The 20,293-nt window shown below is 67.8% G+C and carries 19 protein-coding genes and 1 pseudogene; 10 read left to right on the top strand and 10 right to left on the bottom strand.

From position 1 onward, the window contains the following. Window positions 1–80: 80 nt before the first annotated feature. Window positions 81–815 carry a FadR/GntR family transcriptional regulator gene (locus AC5RU7_RS11890; RefSeq protein WP_494052390.1) on the bottom strand — a complete coding sequence of 245 codons (735 nt, stop codon included), beginning with the start codon at window positions 813–815 and terminating at the stop codon, window positions 81–83. 189 nt (window positions 816–1,004) lie between these two features. On the opposite strand from AC5RU7_RS11890, the gene AC5RU7_RS11885 reads away from it, so the two are divergent. The 3 genes from AC5RU7_RS11885 to AC5RU7_RS11875 all read left to right on the top strand — a co-directional run bounded on the left by AC5RU7_RS11885 (window position 1,005) and on the right by AC5RU7_RS11875 (window position 3,932). Next, window positions 1,005–1,550 (top strand): gluconokinase, encoded by a 546-nt coding sequence (locus tag AC5RU7_RS11885; protein ID WP_494052389.1) that lies wholly within the window; start codon window positions 1,005–1,007, stop codon window positions 1,548–1,550. Between the two features lie 35 nt (window positions 1,551–1,585). Further along, complete coding sequence (locus tag AC5RU7_RS11880; RefSeq protein WP_494052388.1) at window positions 1,586–2,989, top strand: GntP family permease; 1,404 nt, start codon at window positions 1,586–1,588, stop codon at window positions 2,987–2,989. 118 nt (window positions 2,990–3,107) lie between these two features. Further along, a complete protein-coding gene (locus tag AC5RU7_RS11875) occupies window positions 3,108–3,932 on the top strand; it encodes an SDR family NAD(P)-dependent oxidoreductase (RefSeq protein ID WP_494052387.1) in 825 nt (274 codons plus the stop codon). A gap of 123 nt (window positions 3,933–4,055) precedes the next feature. Here AC5RU7_RS11875 and AC5RU7_RS11870 read toward each other — a convergent pair. Beyond that, a pseudogene (locus tag AC5RU7_RS11870) lies at window positions 4,056–4,238 on the bottom strand (hypothetical protein); the annotation flags it as partial. A gap of 440 nt (window positions 4,239–4,678) precedes the next feature. Beyond that, a complete protein-coding gene (locus AC5RU7_RS11865; protein ID WP_494012189.1) occupies window positions 4,679–6,085 on the bottom strand; it encodes an aminotransferase-like domain-containing protein in 1,407 nt (468 codons plus the stop codon). On the opposite strand from AC5RU7_RS11865, the gene AC5RU7_RS11860 reads away from it, so the two are divergent. Together AC5RU7_RS11860 and AC5RU7_RS11855 are read left to right on the top strand one after the other, a co-directional pair. Further along, window positions 6,084–7,019 (top strand): DMT family transporter, encoded by a 936-nt coding sequence (locus tag AC5RU7_RS11860; RefSeq protein WP_494052386.1) that lies wholly within the window; start codon window positions 6,084–6,086, stop codon window positions 7,017–7,019. The genes AC5RU7_RS11865 and AC5RU7_RS11860 overlap by 2 nt on opposite strands. 31 nt (window positions 7,020–7,050) lie before the next feature. Further along, window positions 7,051–7,671 (top strand): FMN-binding negative transcriptional regulator, encoded by a 621-nt coding sequence (locus tag AC5RU7_RS11855; protein ID WP_494052385.1) that lies wholly within the window; start codon window positions 7,051–7,053, stop codon window positions 7,669–7,671. 15 nt (window positions 7,672–7,686) lie between these two features. Here AC5RU7_RS11855 and rlmC read toward each other — a convergent pair whose 3' ends face one another. Beyond that, window positions 7,687–8,814, bottom strand: coding sequence for a 23S rRNA (uracil(747)-C(5))-methyltransferase RlmC (gene rlmC / locus AC5RU7_RS11850; RefSeq protein WP_494052384.1), 1,128 nt, complete (start codon window positions 8,812–8,814; stop codon window positions 7,687–7,689). 242 nt (window positions 8,815–9,056) lie between these two features. On the opposite strand from rlmC, the gene AC5RU7_RS11845 reads away from it, so the two are divergent. Together AC5RU7_RS11845 and AC5RU7_RS11840 are read left to right on the top strand one after the other, a co-directional pair. Continuing rightward, window positions 9,057–10,493 (top strand): amino acid permease, encoded by a 1,437-nt coding sequence (locus AC5RU7_RS11845; protein ID WP_494052383.1) that lies wholly within the window; start codon window positions 9,057–9,059, stop codon window positions 10,491–10,493. Between the two features lie 147 nt (window positions 10,494–10,640). Then, window positions 10,641–11,411: an IclR family transcriptional regulator gene (locus AC5RU7_RS11840; protein ID WP_494052512.1), complete on the top strand. Its 771-nt coding sequence runs from the start codon at window positions 10,641–10,643 to the stop codon at window positions 11,409–11,411. Between the two features lie 11 nt (window positions 11,412–11,422). On the opposite strand, the gene AC5RU7_RS11835 is transcribed toward AC5RU7_RS11840, so the two are convergent. Genes AC5RU7_RS11835 through AC5RU7_RS11825 form a run of 3 tightly spaced genes read right to left on the bottom strand, consistent with a single transcriptional unit; the run spans window position 11,423 to window position 13,470 of the window. Further along, complete coding sequence (locus tag AC5RU7_RS11835) at window positions 11,423–12,187, bottom strand: IclR family transcriptional regulator (RefSeq protein ID WP_494052382.1); 765 nt, start codon at window positions 12,185–12,187, stop codon at window positions 11,423–11,425. Window positions 12,188–12,226: 39 nt separating this feature from the next. Continuing rightward, window positions 12,227–12,979: a cyclase family protein gene (locus AC5RU7_RS11830; protein WP_494052381.1), complete on the bottom strand. Its 753-nt coding sequence runs from the start codon at window positions 12,977–12,979 to the stop codon at window positions 12,227–12,229. Further along, complete coding sequence (locus AC5RU7_RS11825; protein WP_494052511.1) at window positions 12,976–13,470, bottom strand: hypothetical protein; 495 nt, start codon at window positions 13,468–13,470, stop codon at window positions 12,976–12,978. Before AC5RU7_RS11825 ends, AC5RU7_RS11830 begins: the two co-directional genes overlap by 4 nt. 55 nt (window positions 13,471–13,525) lie before the next feature. Here AC5RU7_RS11825 and mmuM point away from each other — a divergent pair, with 55 nt between their 5' ends. Together mmuM and AC5RU7_RS11815 are read left to right on the top strand one after the other, a co-directional pair. Continuing rightward, window positions 13,526–14,485 (top strand): homocysteine S-methyltransferase, encoded by a 960-nt coding sequence (mmuM, locus tag AC5RU7_RS11820; RefSeq protein WP_494052380.1) that lies wholly within the window; start codon window positions 13,526–13,528, stop codon window positions 14,483–14,485. Between the two features lie 87 nt (window positions 14,486–14,572). Beyond that, complete coding sequence (locus AC5RU7_RS11815) at window positions 14,573–15,067, top strand: hypothetical protein (protein ID WP_494052379.1); 495 nt, start codon at window positions 14,573–14,575, stop codon at window positions 15,065–15,067. A 22-nt stretch (window positions 15,068–15,089) separates the two neighbouring features. Here AC5RU7_RS11815 and AC5RU7_RS11810 read toward each other — a convergent pair whose 3' ends face one another. Beyond that, on the bottom strand, window positions 15,090–15,641 hold the full coding sequence (locus AC5RU7_RS11810) for a dihydrofolate reductase family protein (protein WP_494052378.1): 552 nt from the start codon (window positions 15,639–15,641) through the stop codon (window positions 15,090–15,092). A 209-nt stretch (window positions 15,642–15,850) separates the two neighbouring features. On the opposite strand from AC5RU7_RS11810, the gene AC5RU7_RS11805 reads away from it, so the two are divergent. Continuing rightward, complete coding sequence (locus tag AC5RU7_RS11805) at window positions 15,851–16,312, top strand: hypothetical protein (protein ID WP_494052377.1); 462 nt, start codon at window positions 15,851–15,853, stop codon at window positions 16,310–16,312. 17 nt (window positions 16,313–16,329) lie between these two features. Here AC5RU7_RS11805 and AC5RU7_RS11800 read toward each other — a convergent pair whose 3' ends face one another. Both AC5RU7_RS11800 and AC5RU7_RS11795 read right to left on the bottom strand, forming a co-directional pair. Further along, on the bottom strand, window positions 16,330–17,238 hold the full coding sequence (locus AC5RU7_RS11800; RefSeq protein ID WP_494052376.1) for a GGDEF domain-containing response regulator: 909 nt from the start codon (window positions 17,236–17,238) through the stop codon (window positions 16,330–16,332). Next, entirely contained in the window at window positions 17,235–20,234 is a 3,000-nt protein-coding gene (locus tag AC5RU7_RS11795) for a hybrid sensor histidine kinase/response regulator (protein WP_494052375.1), read from the bottom strand. The genes AC5RU7_RS11800 and AC5RU7_RS11795 overlap by 4 nt, the downstream gene beginning before the upstream one ends. Window positions 20,235–20,293 lie beyond the last annotated feature (59 nt).

Genomic DNA, 20,293 nt, shown 5'->3' with positions numbered 1-20,293 from the left:
TGGGGCCCTACTAGCAGGCTACTCAGGATCGGGACCCCCGGAAAGGGGCCGGACGGATCCCTTGCTCCTCTGGCGGTTCCCTAGTGCAGCCCCATCGCCTCGCGCACTTCGTCCAGGATGTGGTGCATGGCCCGTTCTGCCACAACGGTGTCCCCGCGCGCCACCGCCGCCGCCACATCCTCATGCGCCTGCAGCGCCTCATTCCGCGGCTTGAACGGCATGAGCCCCTGCTTGGTGCGGCTGGTCAGTACCTCTGCCACCATGTCCTCCAGCGCCCGGAACATCTCGTTGCCGCAGCTCCTCAACAGCAGGCGGTGGAATTCGATGTCCGCGGCGAGGAAGGCCTGCAGGTCGCCCGCCTCGCCCAGCCTGCGCAGTTCAGTTCCAAGGGCAACGAGCTGGGCTCGTTCCGCCGCACTCGCCCGGCGTGCGGCGCCGGCAGCAGCGATGGGTTCGACGGCGATGCGCAGCTCGGTCAGGCTGCTGTACTGTTCGGCGCGCCGCTCGGAGGCAAGGCGCCACCGCACGAGCTTGGGATCGTAGACGTTCCACAGGTCCGGCTCCTGCACCACGATGCCCACGCGGCGGCGCGAGTAGACCAGGTTCATGGATTCCAGGACCTTCATGGTGTCCCGCGCCACCGTGCGGGAAATGCCGTGTTCCTGCTGCAGCCCTTCAAGGGTCAGCCGGCTGCCGGGGGCCAGCCTGGCTGAGGCAATGGCGATGCCAACCGCCTCCAGGACACGCTCATGCATTGCGGGGGACGCGCCGCCGTCGTTCACGTCACCCGCGTCCGGTACTGTCGCCGTCGACATTCTGTTCCGCCTTCCCGCGCCGAAGCGCATCCTCAGGATAGCGAAGAATGCTCGAAAGGTATGACTTGTGACACGGAAAGATAGTATCTGTGTCTATAAAAGGTGATACCTTATGGCGTAGCCCACTTCATCACGGGCGCGCAGCGAGCTTCTTCGAAAGCCAAAGACGTCTTCTCCGGAGGTATGAACATGCAGTATCCACCCACGCATCTCGTGGTGATGGGCGTTGCCGGATCCGGCAAATCCACCCTGGCGGCAGCCCTGTCCAACCGGCTGGGCTGGGCCTGTGCCGAGGCGGACGAATTCCACCCGCCGGCCAACATCGCCAAGATGACCCAGGGCATCCCGCTGCAGGACGAGGACCGCTGGCCCTGGCTGCGCCAGATCCGCGACTGGATGAGCGGGCAGGCGCAGGCCGGCTGCAGCACCGTCCTGACCTGCTCGGCGCTGAAGAAGAGCTACCGGCAGCTGCTGTCCCAGGCCGAAGGCAGGGTCCTCTTCCTCCATCTCGATGGCGCCGCGGACCTGATCAGCCAGCGCATGGAGGGCCGGGAAGGCCACTTCATGCCGCCCACGCTGCTGCCCAGCCAGCTCGCCACGCTCGAGGCGCTCAGCCAGGAAGAGCTCGACGCCGGCAGCCTCCGACTCGATATCTCCCGCTCACCGGAAGAGCTGGTTGCCGCCGTCGTGCAGGCACTGAAGCTTCCCTCCGGACAGGCGCCCTGCGACCCGTAAAGCCCCAACACAAAGTTCTGTTTCAAAGGAGAACCATGACCATCGAAGGATGGACCCAGACGCTGGGAGCAGGCCCCCTGCTGCTCATCGCCGCCGCCGCGATCCTCGCGCTGCTGTTCCTGATCATCAAGCTGCGCGTGCACGCCCTGATCGCACTGATCCTGATCAGCCTCGCCACCGCCTTCGCCACAGGCATCCCTGCCAACCAGGTGGTCCCGGTGCTGATCAACGGCTTCGGCACCACGCTTGGCACTGTGGCACTCCTGGTGGGGCTGGGCGCCATGCTCGGCCGCATCGTGGAAACCAGCGGCGGCGCCAAGGTGCTGGCCGACTACCTCATCGGCGTCTTCGGTGAAAAGCGCGCCCCGTTCGCGCTCGGCCTCGCCTCACTGATCTTCGGCTTCCCCATCTTCTTCGACGCCGGCCTGGTGGTCATGCTGCCGGTCGTTTTCGCCGTCGCCCACCGTTTGGGCGGGGGAGTGCTCCGCTTCGGCCTCCCCGCGGCCGGTGCCTTCTCCGTGATGCACATCTTCCTGCCGCCGCACCCGGGCCCCGTCTCCGCCTCCGCGTTCTTCGAGGCCAATGTCGGCTTGGTGACCATCGCCGGCCTTCTCGTGGCCATTCCCACCTGGTACGTCACGGCCTACCTGTACGGCCTGTACGCCGGCAAGAAGCTGGTCCTGCCCGTGCCGGAAATCCTGGGCCACGCCTCCGCAGAAGCCGAGTCCCACCCGCCGCGCTTCCGCACCATCGTGGGGCTGCTGCTCCTGCCGCTGGTCCTGATCTTCCTGAACACGGGCCTGAACACCCTCGCTACCGCCGGCGTCCTGCCCGAAGGAGTAAAGGACGAGCAGTGGTACCAGGTCCTGCGCACCCTCGGTGAAACCCCTGTCGCCCTCCTGATCGCGGTCCTGGTGGCGATGTTCGTGCTCGGCGCCAAGCGCGGCAAGGACGCCGGCGCACTGGAGAAACTGCTCGAGTCCTCCCTCGGCCCGGTATGCTCGGTCATCCTGATCACTGGCGCCGGCGGTATGTTCGGCGGCGTGCTCCGCACTTCCGGCATCGGCCAGGCACTCGCCGACGTCCTGGGCAACCTGGGTATCCCGCTGATCCTGGCAGGCTTCCTGATCTCCTCCATCCTCCGCATTGCCCAGGGTTCGGCAACGGTTGCCCTCACCACCACCGCGGGCCTCATCGCCCCGGCCGTGGCAGCGGCCGGGCTGAACGGCATGCAGGTGGCCGCCATGGTCCTGGCCGTGGCCGCGGGTTCCGTGGTGGTGTCCCACGTCAACGACTCCGGCTTCTGGCTGGTGGGCCGCTTCTTCGGCATGGACGTCAAGACCACGCTGAAGACCTGGACCGTCATGGAAACCCTGATCGGTGTGATGGGCTTCGCCATCGCCGCGCTGATCTTCCTGGTGGCCGGGCTGGCGGGCTGACCCTTCCCGGCTTGGTAGCCGCGGCGGTCCGTCGAGTGGGAACACCTGCCGGGCCGCCGTCGTTGTCTACTTTTGTGCGTCTCCGCCAGGTGCGCCGTCCCAGAACAAAGGAAACCCCTTGACTCCTCGCACCATCGTGATCACCGGCGCCAGCGACGGTATCGGCGCGGCATCCGCCCGTTCCCTTGTGAAGGCCGGGGAGCAGGTGGTCATTGTGGGCCGCTCGGCCGAGAAGACGCGCGCCCTCGCCAAGGAATTGGATGCGGACTACTTCCTCGCCGACTTCGCGGAGCTGGACCAGGTCCGCACCCTCGCCGCGCAGCTGAAGTCCGACTACCCGCGCATCGACGTCCTCGCCAACAACGCCGGCGGCATTATGGGTAAACGCAGCCTCACCGTGGACGGCAACGAGTCCACCTTCCAGATCAACCACCTGGGCCCGTTCCTGCTCACCACGCTGCTGATGGATACCCTCACGGCCAGCAATGCCAAGGTCATCAACACCGCCAGCGCGGCGAACGGCTTCGGCAGGTTGGACCTGTCCGACCTCACCGCCGAGCGCCGCTACTCCACCAACCGCGCCTACGGCACCGGCAAGCTCGCCAACATCCTCTTCACCTCCGAGCTGCACCGCCGGTTCAGCAACAAAGGAATTACGACGGCGGCGTTCCACCCGGGCGTGGTGCGCACCAACTTCGCGGCGGAGTCCACCAGCCCCTTCCGGCACGCCTACAAGACCCTGCTCAACCGGTTCATGCTGAGCCCGGAGCAGGGCGCGGACACCATGCTCTGGCTCATCAACGGCACGCCGGGCACGGACTGGACCTCGGGTGCCTACTACGCCAAACGCGCCCTGGCCAAGGCCAACCCGCAGGCCTACGAGGCCGAGCTGGCCCGGGGCTTGTGGGAGAAGAGCGCTGAACTGGTGCGCGCCGGCGACTAGAGGTTTCGGCCTGACCGGAATGCGCAACTTTTAGGCTCCAGCGCAGACGCAGACCCTGAAAGTCCGGGTGCGTCCGAGCCGAGCCAGCTCAAAAGCCGCGCATCTTGGTCGCCGCTGTGGCGGCTACTCGCACCCGACGCCGTCATTGTCACGGTCCAGCCCATAGGGGTCGCCGCCGATGACCTGCACGGGACCTCGCACATAGGCCGGTCCATTGCCACTTCCACCGGCGCAATCGACGTCCGAGGCAATGGGGACGCACCCGGAATAGTTCGGGTCGCAGCCCGAAGGTGCCGGGGGAGCGGGGGATGTGGCCGGTGCCGGAGCAGCGTGTTGCGATTCGGAGGGCGTTGCCGGGGCGGGAGCTGGGGTTTCAGGAGGTGCCGGGGCAGCAGGTTCAGGTGTAAGCGGCGCCGACTCGTCCGGCTGGGGCGCTGAACGATTCGGCTGATCAGCGACAACCGCACTCATGAAGCCTTGGGAATCGCTGCAACCGCTCAGCAGGAGGGCTGCAATGCAGGCGGCGGACAGGACTGCCTTCAGCCGCCCGCGTCGCCGGAGTGCAGCTGCAGCGGGTGGGCCCGGCTTCCGTTGGTTCGGCTCGAAGCGGTCCCGACTCGTATCCATAATTGCCCCCAAAACTCGTGCCGGCTGCCAAGTGCACGGCCAGCGTAGCTTTCACGCACGCGCGGAAACGGATTCAGGCGGAATCTTGATCGATTCCTGCGGGCTGCAGGTGGACAGCCCTAGCCCTGCCTGGCCAGTGACTCGCCGATGATCCGGGCGCCCTCCGGGTAGGCGCCCGGGTTGGGCCCCGCGAAATTCAGGCGGACGAACGCCCCGGCCGGTTCCGCGGGAAACCACTCCGTCCCGGCGGCGATGATCACGCCGTTGTCCTCGCAGTCGCGTGTCAGCCGGGGCAGGTCCGTCCCGTCCGGCATCCGTAACCACAAGTTCAGTCCGCCCTTGGGCAGGAGCTCGATGTGTGCCTGCGGAACGTGTTCACGGATGCTGGTCACAAGGAGGTCCCGCCGCGACTGCAGCTGCTGGCGCAGGCTGCGCAGATGCGTCTGCCAGCCCGGCTGCGTCACCACATCCAGCGCCGCGGCCTGCAGCAGCCCGCTCACGTACATCGACTCAGCCGCCCGGTGGGCCAGGATGCGCTCGCGTGCGGGCCCGCGGGCCACCACCGCCGCCACGCGGATGGCCGTGGAAACGCTCTTCGTCAGCGAGCGGATGTAGACCACGTGCCCCGCATCATCCCGGGTGGCCACCGGCACGGGGTCGGAGGTGATGCCGAAGTCGTGCGCCCAGTCGTCCTCCACAACAAATGCTCCGTGCGCCCGCGCCACCTCCAGCACCGCCTCCCCACGCCCCGGCGCCCACTGCGCACCGGTGGGGTTGGCATAGTTGGGCTGCGCGTAGAACACCCGCGCCCCGGTTTCCGTGAATGCCCGGGCCAGTTCTGCCGGAGCCGGTCCCTCGGGTCCGCTCGGCACCGGGACCACCCGCACACCGGTCTGCGCCGCGGCAAGGATCGCGCCCCAGTATGTGGGTGACTCCATCAACAGCGGCTGTCCGGCACCCACCAGCGCCCGGAAAATCGAACTGAGCCCGCTCTGGCTTCCGGGCAGCACGATCACATCATTAGGCATCGGGGGAGTGAAGCCGGCAGGAGTAGCGGAACCCAGTTCATGCGCGAACCACTGCTGCAGCTCCGGCATCCCGGCCGCCGGCGGGCGGGACAGTGCGGCGCTGCCGCGCGCGGCCCGGGTCAGCGCGCCCCGGACCAGCCGCTCGGGCAAAAGCTCCCGGTCCGGGTATCCCGCGTGGAACGAGATGGCGCTGTTCGGCACGTCGCGCATGGTGCTGGAGGAGGGCAGGATCGACGACGGCGAGCGCAGCGCCGCCGTCTGCCAGCCGTAGTCGGAGGGCCGGGCCGTCCGGACGGCACGCACGAACGTCCCCACCCCCGGCCGGCTCTCGATCAGCCCCTGCGCCGTCAATGCCTGCAGCGCCTTCTGCACCGTCACGGGGCTGGCCTGGTACTCCGCCACCAGCTGCCGGGTGGAGGGCAGCCGGGCGCCGGGGGCAGCAGCGGAAATCCAGCCGCGGAGTGCCAGGACGATCCGCGAACTGCTATCGTTGTTCATGAGAGACAATAGTAGCGCTACTGTCCAAGTCCGCCCACCGGTACCGCCCGGTGCAAAGGCGCAGACCGGGCTCTGGTGGGGACTCCTGGGCGTGGCGGCCTTTTCCTTCACCGTTCCCTTCACCCGCGTAGCCGTTGAGGGCCTGGATCCGCTCTTCATCGGCTCCGGCCGCGCGGTCATCGCCGCAGGCCTGGCCGCCGCGGCCCTGGCACTCACGCGGCAACGGCTACCCGGGCCCCGCACCTGGGCGAGGCTCGCGCTGGTGGCCGGAGGCGTCGTCGTCGGCTTTCCCCTCCTCACCTCCTACGCCCTGACCGCAGTACCCGCCGGGCACGGTGCAGTGGTTATCGCGCTTCTGCCCGCCGCCACGGCCACGGCCGCCGTGCTGCGGACGGGCGAGCGCCCGCCCCTGGCGTTCTGGCTGGTCGCAGGCCTCGGCTCGCTGGCGGCGCTCGGCTTCGCGTTCCTGCAGTCCGGCGGGATCGGGCACCTGCACTGGGCCGACCTCCTGCTGCTGGGCGCCGTGGCGAGCGCCGCGGTGGGCTATGCGGAGGGCGGCCTGCTGGCACGGGAGGTAGGTTCCTGGCAGACCATTGCCTGGGCCCTGGTCCTTGCCGCCCCGCTGATGCTGGCCCTTGCCGCCGTGTCCGTCGCGGACCGGCCCCCGCAGGCCACACCCGTCCAGTGGGCAGCCTTCGGCTACCTGGCCGTGGTGAGCATGTTCCTCGGGTTCTTCGCCTGGTACCGCGGGCTGGCCGTCGGGCCCATCGCCCAGGTCAGCCAGGTCCAGCTCCTCCAGCCCGTCATGAGCATCTGCTGGGCTGCGCTCCTGCTGGGCGAGGCCCTCACCTGGGCCACCGTCCTCGGCGGCCTTGCCGTGGTCGCCTGCGCCGGCGGCGCCGTGCGCGTCCGGCTGAACCGCCCCGCTTCCTGACAAGCCCCTGCCCAACCTGAAAGGACCCCAGATGTACATTCCCGCCCACTTCGCCGCCGGCCCCGACGCCCTCCAGCACCTCCTGTCCCGCCCTGCGGCGGCCAACCTGGTCACCATGACGGAGCATGGCCTGCAGGCCACGCTGCTGCCGTTCGTCTATGAACCGTCGGTGGGAAAGCGTGGCGCGCTGCACGCCCATGCCGCGCGCAACAACCCGCAGTTCTCCAGCCTGCCCGTTGGAGAGGCGCTCGCAATTCTTCAAGGGCCCGATGCCTACATCTCCCCGTCCTGGTACCCCTCCAAGGCCGAGCACGGCCGCGTGGTGCCCACCTGGAACTACTCCACCGCCCATGTGTACGGCCGGCTGGTGATCCATGACGAGGCCGGATGGCTGGCCCGGCATGTGCGGAGCCTCACGGATCTGCATGAGGAAGGGCGGGACCATCCGTGGAGCGTGGACGATGCACCGGAGCGGTTCATCGCCGGGCAGCTGCGCGCCATCGTGGGGGTCGAACTGCTGATCACCCGCATCGAGGCAAAGGAAAAGTTGAGCCAGAACCGCTCCGCAGCCGACGCCGGCGGAGTCATCGCCGGCCTGCGGGCAGCCGGGCAGGAAGCCAGCGCCGCCGCCGTCGAACGCGTGCGCGGCTGAGCCGCAGGGGAAAGGTCAGCTGGCGCGCTCCAGCAGGACCATCACCTCGTAGTGCATGGTCTGCGGGAACATGTCCAGGACCCGGGCACGCCGGGCCGTGAACGAGGGGAGCGCGGCCAGGTCACGGGCCAGTGACTGGGCGTTGCAGCTGGAGTAGACCACGTGCTGCACGTCCGAGGACTCCAGCCAGCCGCAGAGCTCCTTGCCGATGCCGCGCCGGGGCGGGTTGACGATGACCAGCTCCGGCGAACGGTCCGCCCCGAGGGCAAACGCGGTGGCATCGCCAGCCTGGAAACTCACGCGATCCAGGCCGGCCTCCTTGCTGCTGAGTTTGGCCGAGACGATGGCCTCCCGGCTTGTTTCGATCCCGGTGACGTCCCGTGCGGGTCCGGCGCAATGCAGGGCGAAACCGCCCACGCCGCAATACAGGTCCCAGACCGACGCCGGATCCAGCTCATCCACCCATTCCCGCCCCTGCCGGTAGAGCGCTGCGGCCATCGGGGTGTTCGTCTGGAAAAAGCTTTGCGGCCGCAAGTGCAGGTCCAGTCCGTTGAGCCGCATCCGCAGCGTGGACTGCTCCGTCAGCAGGATCTCGCGCTCGCCCTCCAGTACCGCCTTGTGTTCCGGGTGCAGATTGACCGAGACCACCTTCACCTGCGGCAGCGCGGCCAGGAGCGAGGGGAAGTGTTTCCGGATCCGGGGCAACAGCTGCTCGGAGCGCAGGACCAGGCGGAGCATCACCTCGCCGTCGGGGGACTCGGTGATGATGATGTGCTTGAGCTCGCCGCGGCGCTGCGGCACGTCATAGGGGGTCAGCCTCGCCTGTCCGATGAATCCGGCCAGCACCGGAAAGCAGGCCAGCAGCCCCGGCGAGCAGACGCCGCATTCACGCAGGTCCACGCCCTGGCCGTCGGCATCAAGGATGCCGATGGTCGGGTTTTGCGCCGTCCCGCCGATCACCATTTTGGCCTTGTTGCGGAAGCCGGACTCCTGGCTCCCGACGGGCAGCAGCCACTCCAGTTCGGTGTGCGGTGAGAGGAGCGTCTCGCAGTGCCACTGCTTGCCGGCGAGCTGCTGCGCGTAGGGCACGCCCATCTGGGTGCAGGAGCGGCAGGCGGCGGCGTCGAAGTAGGAACAATGCATGACCGGACAATTTTACCCGCCCGCGGAAACCTCGACGGCGGCACCCGGCCCAGCGCCGCCGTCGTACCCCGGTTCTGCGGCCGCAGCCGAAGGCAACGTAACAACGTGCAATATAAGCATGCATCCATGTATTTGGAGACCGTTTCTTCGCAAGCGTGCTAGTTTCGGCACTGCCGCCGTTCACTTCTTCGGTGACCACTGCCGCAGGCGCGCGGTGCACCACACCCCTACTGGAGACGCCCATGGAACCCTCATCACCGCTGACCCTGGCCTCACCGCCGGATACATCCCCAGCCGAGTCGGGGCTCCGGCGCTCCATGGGGCCGCGGCACCTGGTGATGATCGCCATGGGCGGCGTGATCGGTTCGGGACTGTTCCTGAGCTCGGGCTACACCATCTCGCAGGCCGGGCCGCTCGGCGCGGTCATCGCCTACCTCATCGGCGCCTTCGTGGTGTACCTGGTGATGGCCTGCCTGGGCGAACTCGCCATTGCCTACCCGGTGTCCGGCGCGTTCCATATCTACGCCGCCCGCTCCATCGGACCGGCCACGGGATTCGCCACGGCCTGGCTGTACTGGCTCTGCTGGGCCGTGGCCATCGGCTCCGAGTTCACCGCGTCCGGCCTGCTGATGCAGCGCTGGTTCCCGGACGTGGAGGTCTGGGTCTGGTGCCTGGTGTTCGCCGCGGTCCTGTTTGGCTTCAATGCCGTGTCCTCGAAGTTCTTCGGCGAGGCCGAGTTCTGGTTCGCCATTGTGAAAGTGGCCGCGATCATCGGCCTCATCGTCCTGGGCGGCGCGGCCCTGTTCGGCTTCCACCCGCTAAGTGCCGGTGGCAGCCACCCCCACCTGTTCGAGAATTTCAGCACCGAAGCCGGGCTCTTCCCGAACGGATTCACCGGCGTCCTGGTCACCGTGCTCGCCGTCTTCTACGCCTTCTCCGGTTCCGAGCTGATCGGCGTCGCGGCGGGCGAAACAAAGGACCCGGCCACCAGCATCCCCAAGGCAATGCGCACCACCGTGATCCGCCTGCTCATCTTCTTCGTCGGAGCCATCGCCGTCATAGCCGCCACCATCCCCTACACCGAGGTGGGACTGGACGAGAGCCCGTTCGTGACAGTGTTCTCCGCCGTTGGCATCCCGTTCGCCGCCGACATCATGAACTTCGTCATCATCACCGCACTCCTGTCCGCCGGCAACAGCGGCCTCTTCTCCTGCGCCCGCATGCTCTACTCCCTCGCCGACGAAGGCCACGCACCCCGCGCCTTCAAAAAGCTGACGCGCCGCGGCATCCCGCTGGTGGCACTCGCCGTCAGCATGGTGGGCGGCCTCGCCTCCCTGGTCAGCAGCGTGGTGGCACCGGAGACGGTGTACCTGGTCCTCGTGTCCGTGGCCGGCTTCGCCGTGGTGGGCGTATGGATGTCCATCACCGCCTCGCACTTCTTCCACCGCCAGGCGTTCGTCCGCAGCGGCGGCAACGTGGCGGACCTCGCGTACAAGGCCCCGCTGTTCCCGCTGGTGCCCATCCTGGCGTTCACCCTGTGCGTGGTTTCGCTGGTGGGCATCGCCCTCGACCCCACCCAGGTGGCCGCGCTCTACTTCGGCATCCCCTTCGTCGCTGCCTGCTACGCCTGGTTCCACGTCCGGCACGGGCGCAAGGCTGCCGCTGCCAGACAGGGCTAGGGACGGACGACGGCGGCCGCGCCGCAGGTGCGCTTCAGGCACCTGCTCTACTGGGCGCCGTCGTTCATTGTCCCTTTCTTCCCCGCCGGGCGTGGCGCTGCCGTGGAAGAATGGGGCGGGATTACCGGCCGGAAGGGGCATGTGAGCGTGGAATCGTCCGCCGAGGCGTCGTCGATGGCGCAAGGGCTGCGCCTTGTGCGGCTGGTGGCGGACCGGGAAATCCGCGGCCGGCAGCTGCTCGGGGTTTCACAGCTCGCCGCCGAGCTGGGCATGGACCAGAGCAGGGTCTCGCGGCTGGCCCAGGAACTGTGCGACGTGGGCCTGCTGGAGCGCGCGGACCGCGGCCCCTTCCGGACCGGCCCGCGTTTCTTCACCCTCGCCGCCTCACTCAACACCGGTTGGGTCCGGCAAGCGAAGACCGAGCTTGAGGCGCTAGTGGCCGCCCTGGGGCTCCGGGCAAGGCTCTCCGTTCGGGACGGCTTCCGCGTGGTCCTGCTCCGTGCCTCCAGCAACGACGCCGGTCCCGGAAGCTTCGTGAAGCCGGGGATGGTGACGCCGGTGTGGTGCACCGGTGCCGGGCGGGCACTGTTGTGGGACTTTGACCGCCCCGGCCTGGACGCGCTGCTCGGCGGGGTGAACTTTATCGGGATCGGCGGTCCGGGGGCTGCCCACACCACCGCCGAGGTCTGGGGGCTGATGGAACGGGACCGGGCCGCCGGGTTTGTTGCCGCCTACCAGGAATTCGAGCACGAGGTGGTGGAGATTGCCGTGCCGGTCCGCGATGCCGGCGGCCGCATCACCGCTTCGCTGAGTGTCCTGGGCAGCCGGGCCAAGCTGGCGTCCGGCGCTGCTCCTGCCGCCGCCGCTGCCCTCCACGGGGCCGCGGAGCGGCTCGGGGCATCTCCAGCCGCCGGCTGATCGGCTTGTAACTAGCCCTCGGGCTGGTAGCCCAACCGGGTCTCGAGCCACTGTCCCTGCGGCACCAATGCCGCGGCGCAGCTGTCCCGCTTCGGTTCCAGCCGGTCCTTGATGCCCACAATCTGCAATGCCGCCACTACGTCGCCCTTGAAATCGCGGACCGGGACGGCCAGTGAATAGAGCCCCGGTTCAGCCTCCTCGTCAACGATCGAGTAGCCGCGTTCGCGCGCTGCCTCCCGCCGGGCGAGGAAGTCTTCAATGCCGGTGGGAGTGTTGGGACCGTGGCGGACAAAATCGACGCCGGCAAACACCGTCCGCACTTCGGCCTCCGACGCTTCCCACAGGACGGCCTGCCCGGCGTCGCTGCAGTAGGCGGGGTACGGGCGGCCCAGCCAGGATCCCACCAGGTTGCTGCTGGCGGGGACGCTCTCACCGATGGTGACGGTGCTGTCACCGTGCAGCACCCCGAGGAAGCAAGCCTCATCAGTGGCTGAAGCGAGGCTGTCCAGGGCTGTGCCGCCGTCGGTCTGCAGCCGGCGTTCGGTCAGGATCTGGGCGTCGGTGAGGAGCGACCAGTCAAGGGCGTAGCTGCGGGACGTGCGCGAGAGGAAGCCCTCGTGCTCGGCGCTGCGCAGGTTGCGGGAAACCTGGCTGCGGTCCCTCCCCAGGTCCGCCGCGATGTCGGCAACCGTGCCGCCCGGAAGCCCTGCCGCATGCCGTGCCCCCACGGCCAGGACAGCCTGGATGCCACGGCCCATGCTGGAGGTTTTCGACATGGATGTGAGTCTAGTGGACCGGCTTTCCCGGCCACCGGTTCAGCAGATGGCAAACACCCGCGCCGGGAACCCGCTGCCGTCCAAAGGCTTGGCCCAGGTTGCGACGACGGCGGCTCCGGCCTCGGGTAGCCCGTCCAGGTTGGCCAGCAGTTCGATCTGCCAGCGGTCCTGCTCCAGCACATAGGTTTCCAGGCTGAAGTCCTGCCGGGAGGTGGCGAGGCCCGGGTCCGTGTCGGTCTGCTCGTGGCCGACAGCAGCAACGGACCGCTCGTTGACCAGGAAGGTCAGCACTTCCAGTGACCAGCCCGGTGTGTGGCTCAGCCCGTCAGCGTCCCGGTTGGCCATCGCCTCGGCGTCCGGCCAGCGGTGGCTCCAGCCGGTGCGGAGGGCCACGAAGCTGCCCGCCGGGATGGTGCCGTTGCGGCTCTCCCAGCCATGTACGTCCTGCAGGGTGGGGGTGGCATCCGGGTTGCCGGCCACGTGGTGGGAGATGTCCAGGACCACCAACGGCAGGATCATCTCCTGGACCGGGATCCGGTCCAGGGTCCGGCCGCCCCGAATGAAGTGCGACGGCGGGTCCACATGCGTGCCCCACTGGCCCACAATCGAATAGCGGTGGGCGGTGAAGCCGTCCCCCTTATCAAGGTCGAAGAGGGCTTCCCGCTCCTCATCCGGGAAAGCGGCGAAATGTGGCTGGCCGGGGTGAAAGGCGTGGGTCAGGTCAACGAACCGGCGGCCCGCGAGCACCTGCTGCAGTCCTTCCCACAGGGAGGTGGTGAGGGTTTCCGTCATGATGCTGCCGCTCCTTGGGTGACCGGTGCCAGTGCCGTGCTGGTTACGCTGAGGGGTCCTTCGAGTTCGATCACCGGAACTTCCCACGGGTGGATGTCCACGATCTGCCGCATGAACCGCTCAACGGCTGCGTCTTCCAGCGAGGCATCGAAGTAGGTGGTGAAAACGAAGGTGGGCGACAGGGTCTGTTCGCCGACGCGCCCCAGCGTGGGGTTGGCTCCCTCTGCTGTGGTGAACCCTTCGAAGCCAAGGCCGGATTCGAACACGTGCTTGTAGGTGCCAAAGTCGCCCAGTTCCTGGAACTGCGCCAAGGCCCGGAGCAGGGCTGCGATGCCCGGATCGTCCCGGAAGGCATCTGCTTCCCCTTGGGCCAGCTGCGCAAACGTGGTGCCGCTGATGGGCCAGTGGACGCGCAGCTTGCGCACCGCGTGTAGTTGAACGTCCAAGAAACTGTCCTCTTTCCTGCCGCCGGGCTGACGGCTGCCTGCCATCGTGGCAGAAAGAAACATTCATTACAAGCATAAGGAAATGCGTATGATGGCTGTCATGCCAGTAAACGCGTTGTCCTCCCTTCTCGAATCGGGGGAGTACCTTCCGTCCGACGGCGCCCTGGCAACAGAGCTCGAGGCCCGGGGCTGCAATCTGGACGACCCGTTGTGGTCTGCCAAGGTCCTGCTCGAACAGCCCCACCTGATCAGGGACGTCCACCGGGACTACTTTGCGGCGGGAGCGAGGATCGCCACCACTGCCAGTTACCAGGCCACGCCCCAGGGGTTTGCCCCGCGGGGGATCAGTGAGCAGGAGGCGCTGGGGCTGGTGGCATTGTCGGTCAGGCTTGCCGACGAGGCCCGCCGCGAACACCTTGCCGCCCACCCGGAAGCCAAGCCCTTGCTGGTTGCCGGCTCTGTCGGACCCTACGGCGCCTACCTTGCGGACGGTTCCGAGTACCGCGGGGACTACTCCCTGGCTCCCGCAGAATTCCGCGGCTTCCACTATCCCCGGATCGCAGCCCTCGTGAGCGCCGGCGTCGATGTTCTCGCCTTCGAAACACTCCCGTCCTTCGCCGAGGCGGAGGCGCTGCTGGCACTCAGCAAGGAGTTCGACGTCGACTCCTGGTTCTCCTTCTCGCTCCGGGACGGCGGACACATCAGTGACGGCACTCCGCTGACGCTGGTGGCGGCACTGCTGGACGGCGAGGCGTCCGTGGCAGCTGTCGGCGTGAACTGCGTGCCACTGGAGCTGGTCACCCCGGCGCTCGCCGCTTTGGGGGCGGCCACCAGCAAGCCGCTGGTGGCCTACCCGAACTCGGGTGAGACCTACGATCCCGGTACCAAGACCTGGAGCCCTGCCGCACCGTCCGAAGGCGCAGGGCTCGGGCATCCGGCAAGCCTTGCCGAGGGCAGGGCAACCTGGCAGGACCTCGGTGCCCGCATCATCGGCGGGTGCTGCCGGACAACCCCGGGTGACGTCGCCGCCGTCGGACGCCTGCTGTCCCCCAGGTACTGAACCGCACGTGTGACGGCCTCCTGTTTGCCGCCACGGGCGAGGGGTACGGAATGTCCTGTCACCGTTCCAGAGTCAACAGGAGGAGCAATGCCCCAATCACGCGGTCAAGTGTTACTTGCGGCGGCTGCACGAGGTGCTGTCTGCGGCCTTGCCGGCGTCGCGGTGATGACGGCGGGGGAGAAGCTTGAACAAATCCTGACCAAGCGTCCCAACTCCTACGTTCCCGCCCGGACACTGCTCACCCTGCTGCGGCAGCGGGCCGACGACGCGCAACAGCCCCTTGTTTGGAACCACATCATGCATTGGGGGACCGGCGCTGCTTTGGGGTCGCTGCGGGGGATCTGGGCCGTCACCGGCATCCGGGGTCCGCTGGCCCATGTCAAGCACACTGTCGTCCGGCTCGCGTTCGACCAGACGCTGGAAAACTCCACAGGCGCCGGCGCCCCGCCCACCAGTTGGCCTGCCAGGGAACAGCTGGTTGACGTGACGCATAAGGCCCTCTACTCGGTGGCCACCGGACTATTGGCCGACACCTGGATCCGGCCGGTCCTGGCATCCCGGCGAGGGACCGTCAGCCACTAGCCGGCGATGGCCTGCCCCGGCGTCAGCCCTCCAGCCGGCTGTAGGTGCTGAGGACGTTGCCCTTGCTGGTCCGCTTTTCGTCCTGCAGCACCAGCCGGGTTGTGGGATCGCCGTCCTCGAAGAGCCGGCGGCCGCTCCCGGCGATCACCGGGTGCGTCATCAGGGTCAGGGAGTCCAGCAGCCCGGCGAACAGCAGCTGCCGGGTCACGGAGATGCTGCCGCAGACGGCGATCTCACCGCCGTCGCGCTCCTTCAGCTTTGCCACAAACTCTTCCAGCGGGGCATCCATCAGGTGGGAGTTCTGCCATGCGAGCGGTTCGGTGAGGGTCCGTGAGGCCACGTGCTTCTCCACCGGGTTGATGAAGGCGGCAAAGTCCTCGTCCACCGACGCGTTCGGCCAGTAGCCGGCCCACTCCTGGTAGCTCACCCGGCCCAGCACCACGGTGTCCACGTTGTCCATCATCCTGGTGAGGCCTTCACCAAGCTCGTCATCGAAGCTGTCGAACTGGAATTTGTAGGGATCTGACACCACGCCATCCACGGAATGGAACAAGCCGGCAGTTACTTTGCGCATATGGAAAGCCTCCTAGAATCGGGCGGACAAACTCACCGTAACGGCGCTGCCCGCAGCGGGGAAGATCCAGACCAGCACGCCCGACCGCGGGGCCGCCAGTTATGTTCATCACTCAAAACGGTGTCTTGCCGTGTTTCGCCGCAAGCCAGCCCCATACTTGTGTTGATGCGGCCACTTTCCGCAGCCCCCGGCCAGGCAGGAGGAAGTGCATGGAAACCCTGAAAAAAGTCGTGACCAACCAGTATTTTCCCGCCGCTGCCGTATTGACGGCAGTGATTCTTTTCTGGGCCGTGGGACTGCTGGGCGGGCTGTCCCTGCTGCATAACAACCAGCCGCCGCTGACCACGCTGACCTGGATGCTGTTCGTCTACGGCGCCGCGGTGCTCACGCCCCTCGCGGGCATGCTGGCCGCCGCGGACCTGCTCCGCCGCTGGCGCCGCAACCGTGCGGCCGAGGCTGCTGAAGCTGCTGAAGCTGCCGACGGAGGTGCCGACGCCAGTGCGGCAGTTCCGGACCGTGCCGCTGAGGCAGCGCTTTCCGCCGAAGCGGCAGATCTGCGCCAGGAGCCGAACCCGTACCCGGAAGGCCCGGTCCAGAGGGAGGCGGCCGTGAAGAAGCCCGGCATCAGGAAGCTCGCCGTGAAGAAGACCGGCAGCAAGAAAGCAGCCTGACCGCGCGGGAAAGGCGGCTACCCGGCCAGTTCCACCCTGTCCCGGCCGGCCGTCTTCGCCGCGTAGAGCGCTGCGTCCGCAGCACCGAGCAGTGTCTCGGCGTCCCGGCCCTCAGCGGGGGAAAACGTCGAGATCCCGGCGCTGAGCCGCAACTGGCCTGACGGGTCGCCGCAGTGGGGGATGGCAAGATCCCGCACGGCGTCCAGCGCACGCTCCATGCAGGCCTTCGCGCGCAGCAGGCTCTGGTGCGGGAAGACCAGCAGGAACTCCTCGCCGCCGAACCGGTACACGCCGTCGGACTTCCGGGCCTGCCCCGCGAGGGCCGCGGCCACAGCGCGCAACGCAAGGTCGCCGGCCTGGTGCCCGTAAACGTCGTTGTAGGCCTTGAAATTGTCCACGTCGCACATGGCCAGGCTGTACTGCTCCCCGTAGCGGACGCTGCGGGCATGCAACTGTTCCAGGTCCTCAGCCAGCTTCAGCCGGTTGTGCAGCCCGGTCAGCGGATCAGTGCGCGCCTGCTGCGACAGCACCTTCCGGTAGTGGGCCAGGTCCGCATGCAGGGTGGTTATCCGCAGTGCCACCAGCAGCCTGGCCCGCAGCACGAATGGATCCAGCGGCTTGGTGACGTAGTCGTCAGCCCCGGCCTCGATCCCGGCCAGCACGTCATCACGGGAGTCCTGCGAAGTCAGCATCACAATGTACGTGTACAGGTCCGCGCCCCGGGACCGGATGGCGCGGCAGAGGGCCAGCCCGTCCATGCCGGGCATCATCCAGTCCGTAACCACCACATCCGGCTGCTGCTCAAGGTACAGTCCCCACGCCTCGTCACCGTCCGCTGCGGCCAGGCAATCGTGCCCGGCGCGCTCGACGGCGGCCTGGGCCACCAGCAGCGAACCCGGATCGTCATCGGCAACGAGGACTTTCATCCGTCCACCCCCAGCGCCGCATCGAGTTCAATATCCACCCGCCGCAGCTCTGCCTTGAGGCGGCGCAGCAGGTCCGTTCCGCCGTCGTGGTTTCCTGCCCGGCCCAGCCCTTCCAGGTCGGCGCAGATGGCGGTCGCCCTGCCGGCGCCGATGTTGGCCGCCGACCCCTTCAAGGCATGCGCAGCCTGCACCAGTGCCTCCCCGCCGCCGTCATCCAGCGCGGCCTGCAGTGCTGCCATCCGAGCGGGCACGTCCTTCCGGAACGCTTCCACCGTGGCCGGCAGCAGCCCGCGGCCGTCGTCGGGACCCAGGCCGCGGAGCATGGCGAGCCGGTCCTGGTCCACAGCCGGGGGCTCTGTGGCAGCGCGGGTGGCGCCGGCGGCTGCCAATACCTGGGCGGCCGGTTCAGGAACCCACCGGGCCAGTGCAGCCTGCAGTGCTGCCGCATCCACCGGCTTGGCCAGGTAATCATCCATGCCCGCGGCGAGGCACCGTTCCCTGTCCCCGTCCAGGGCGCCGGCAGTCATGGCGATGATCGGCAGGCGGAAACTTCCGTCGCGCGCGCGGATCACGCGGGTGGCCTCGAATCCGTCCATGACCGGCATATGGCAGTCCATCAGGACGGCGGAATAACGGGTGCTTGCTGTGGCGTCCACGGCCTCGGCCCCGTTGGAGGCAACGTCCACCGCGTAGCCAAACTTGCTGACCGTCGCCTCGGCCACCAGCTGGTTGACCTCGTTGTCCTCCACGATCAGGACCCGCCCGCGGTCGGGGCCGGTGCCCGTGATTGCCTCCTGGAGGCCGGAGGCCCCTGCCGGCTGCACGGTTTCGCTGCTGGACATGAGGCGGACAAGCCGGTTGTAGAACTCGGAGCTGCGCACGGGCTTCATCAGCCATTCGCGGACTCCCGCCCCGGTGATCTCGGCGGTGTTCACCTGCATGGTGGAGGTAAGCATGATCAGTTCAATGCCGGCCAGGCGGGGATCGGACTTCATGCGCCGGGCCAGCTCCAGGCCGTCGATGTCCGGCATACAGAAGTCCAGCACCGCCAGCTGGAACGGCTCGCCGGCGGCACTTGCTTCCCGGGCGCGGTCCAGTGCTGCAGCGGCGTCCGGAACGGCCTCCGGTTGCAGCCGCCAGCCGCGCAGCTGCGACTCCAGCACCAGGCGGTTGGTGGCGTTGTCGTCCACCACCAGGACGCGCAGGCCGTTGAGGAAGCCCGCAGCGGGAACGGGATCGGTGGACGGCGGCGCCACGGGCAGGGGCAGCCGGAACCAAAAGGTGCTGCCCTTCCCGGGGACACTTTTCAGTCCGATATCGCCGTCCATCGCCTCGGTGAGCCGGCTGCTGATGGCCAGGCCAAGGCCGGTTCCGCCGTAACGGCGCGTGGTGGAGGCATCCGCCTGCGAGAACGATTCGAACAGTTTCCGGTGGTGCGCGGGATCGATGCCGATGCCGGTGTCCCGGACTTCGAAGTGGACCACGGAAATGGTTCCGGGGGCGGCGCCGGGGTTCTGTGTTGTCACCCGGATGGACACCTCCCCGGATGCCGTGAATTTCACCGCGTTGGAGGCGAGGTTCAGCAGGACCTGCCGGATCCGCCCCGAATCGCCCTGCAGGCGCGCCGGCACATCCGGCTCGCAGTATCCGATCAGCTCCAGGTTCTTGGCGAGGGCCGGCTCGGCCAGGAGCCCGGCCACCTCTTCCACGAGGAGCCGGGGATCGAACGGACGGACATCCAGGTCCACCTTGCCGGCTTCCAGCTTGGAGAAATCCAGGATGTCGTTGATCAGGGCAAGCAGCGACTCGCCGGCGCCGCGGACCCCCTGGGCGTACTGCTTCTGGGTTTCGTCCAGCGGTGTTTCGAGGAGGAGTGCGGTCAGGCCCACCACGCCGTTCATGGGGGTCCGGATTTCGTGGCTCATGGTGGCCAGGAACTCCGACTTGAGCCGGCTGGATTCCATGGCCGCCTCCCGTGCCGTCTCCAGTTCCCGGGTCCTGGCCGCCACTTCCTCCTCGAGTCCGCCGGTGAGCGTGATGTTCTCAAACACAATCAGCACCTGCCGTATCAGGGCGGATACCAGCACGGCGGCTCCCACCACCAGCGGGAACGGATCGTGTGTGGCCAAATCAGGCCCGGCCAACAGGATCACGGCCGCCAGCAACGGCCCGTATGGCAGCAGTTCAAGCGCCAGCGTGGCACCCTTCCCCACCGGGCCTGGCTTGTCCTCATCCGGCACCAGGGTGGCAAAAGCGATCAGGAGGAAGGCGGCGACCCAGCCCAGAGTGAGCAGCGAACCGGTGGCCCCGGTGAAGCCGTCAAACGTCATTCGCACATAAATGCTGTCCGTGACCGCAAGGACCAGCATGCCGCCCCCGAAGCACAGGAAGGGAAGCCGCTCCCCGGGCTGCCGGCGCATGGCCAGGACCAGCACCAGGGATGTGATCACCAGGTCCACCACGGGGTAGGCCATGCCGGTGAGCCGGGCCAGGGCGTCCCCTTCTGCATTGAACGCAGCTCCGAGCACCGTATACCAGCTGACCACCAGCAACGAACCGGCGATGACCGCGGCGTCCATCAGGGCCCGGTAGAACGCTACGGGGTTTCCCGCCCGCCTTGCGAAGGCGAATATCGCGATGACGGCGGGCACCGCGTAGCCGATAAACCCGGCGTCGGCCAGCGACGGGAAGGGATAGACGTGGTTGAAGGCCAGGCCGTAGTACGTATACACAGCCATGCCGGCGGCCCACACGAATACCGCTATGGCCATGAAGGTCCAGGCCCTGCCGTTCACTCCGCCCAGCCGGGCTGCGCGCGCGCAGCTTGCCCCTGCCAGCAGCGATGCGGCGAGAATCAGGAAATCTCCTGTCACCAGCGCATGCAACGTGCCGCTGTTCGCGGCGAAGTACAGGCCCAGCGCCGCAAGCCCTGCTGCCACCAGCAGGGCAAGCAGGCCCAGCCGTGTCCTGCTGCCCGTGGTGGGACTACGTTCCAAGAGACCAGCCTGAGACACGGACAAACCCTTCCCCCTACCGGCGCCCTGAGCCCCCAGCC

It is taken from the genome of Arthrobacter sp. K410C (genome assembly GCF_059090105.1).
Note: the sequence above shows the minus strand (reverse complement) of the source record. Positions and strands in the feature narration are given on the sequence as shown.

What these genes read in the sequence shown, in the direction of transcription:
- AC5RU7_RS11890 (WP_494052390.1), bottom strand. Translation starts at nt 815, where the DNA reads ATGTCGACGGCGACAGTACCGGACGCGGGTGACGTGAACGACGGCGGC.
- AC5RU7_RS11885 (WP_494052389.1), top strand. Translation starts at nt 1,005, where the DNA reads ATGCAGTATCCACCCACGCATCTCGTGGTGATGGGCGTTGCCGGATCC.
- AC5RU7_RS11880 (WP_494052388.1), top strand. Translation starts at nt 1,586, where the DNA reads ATGACCATCGAAGGATGGACCCAGACGCTGGGAGCAGGCCCCCTGCTG.
- AC5RU7_RS11860 (WP_494052386.1), top strand. Translation starts at nt 6,084, where the DNA reads ATGAGAGACAATAGTAGCGCTACTGTCCAAGTCCGCCCACCGGTACCG.
- AC5RU7_RS11865 (WP_494012189.1), bottom strand. Translation starts at nt 6,085, where the DNA reads ATGAACAACGATAGCAGTTCGCGGATCGTCCTGGCACTCCGCGGCTGG.
- AC5RU7_RS11855 (WP_494052385.1), top strand. Translation starts at nt 7,051, where the DNA reads ATGTACATTCCCGCCCACTTCGCCGCCGGCCCCGACGCCCTCCAGCAC.
- rlmC (WP_494052384.1), bottom strand. Translation starts at nt 8,814, where the DNA reads ATGCATTGTTCCTACTTCGACGCCGCCGCCTGCCGCTCCTGCACCCAG.
- AC5RU7_RS11845 (WP_494052383.1), top strand. Translation starts at nt 9,057, where the DNA reads ATGGAACCCTCATCACCGCTGACCCTGGCCTCACCGCCGGATACATCC.
- AC5RU7_RS11835 (WP_494052382.1), bottom strand. Translation starts at nt 12,187, where the DNA reads ATGTCGAAAACCTCCAGCATGGGCCGTGGCATCCAGGCTGTCCTGGCC.
- AC5RU7_RS11830 (WP_494052381.1), bottom strand. Translation starts at nt 12,979, where the DNA reads ATGACGGAAACCCTCACCACCTCCCTGTGGGAAGGACTGCAGCAGGTG.
- AC5RU7_RS11825 (WP_494052511.1), bottom strand. Translation starts at nt 13,470, where the DNA reads ATGGCAGGCAGCCGTCAGCCCGGCGGCAGGAAAGAGGACAGTTTCTTG.
- mmuM (WP_494052380.1), top strand. Translation starts at nt 13,526, where the DNA reads ATGCCAGTAAACGCGTTGTCCTCCCTTCTCGAATCGGGGGAGTACCTT.
- AC5RU7_RS11815 (WP_494052379.1), top strand. Translation starts at nt 14,573, where the DNA reads ATGCCCCAATCACGCGGTCAAGTGTTACTTGCGGCGGCTGCACGAGGT.
- AC5RU7_RS11810 (WP_494052378.1), bottom strand. Translation starts at nt 15,641, where the DNA reads ATGCGCAAAGTAACTGCCGGCTTGTTCCATTCCGTGGATGGCGTGGTG.
- AC5RU7_RS11805 (WP_494052377.1), top strand. Translation starts at nt 15,851, where the DNA reads ATGGAAACCCTGAAAAAAGTCGTGACCAACCAGTATTTTCCCGCCGCT.
- AC5RU7_RS11800 (WP_494052376.1), bottom strand. Translation starts at nt 17,238, where the DNA reads ATGAAAGTCCTCGTTGCCGATGACGATCCGGGTTCGCTGCTGGTGGCC.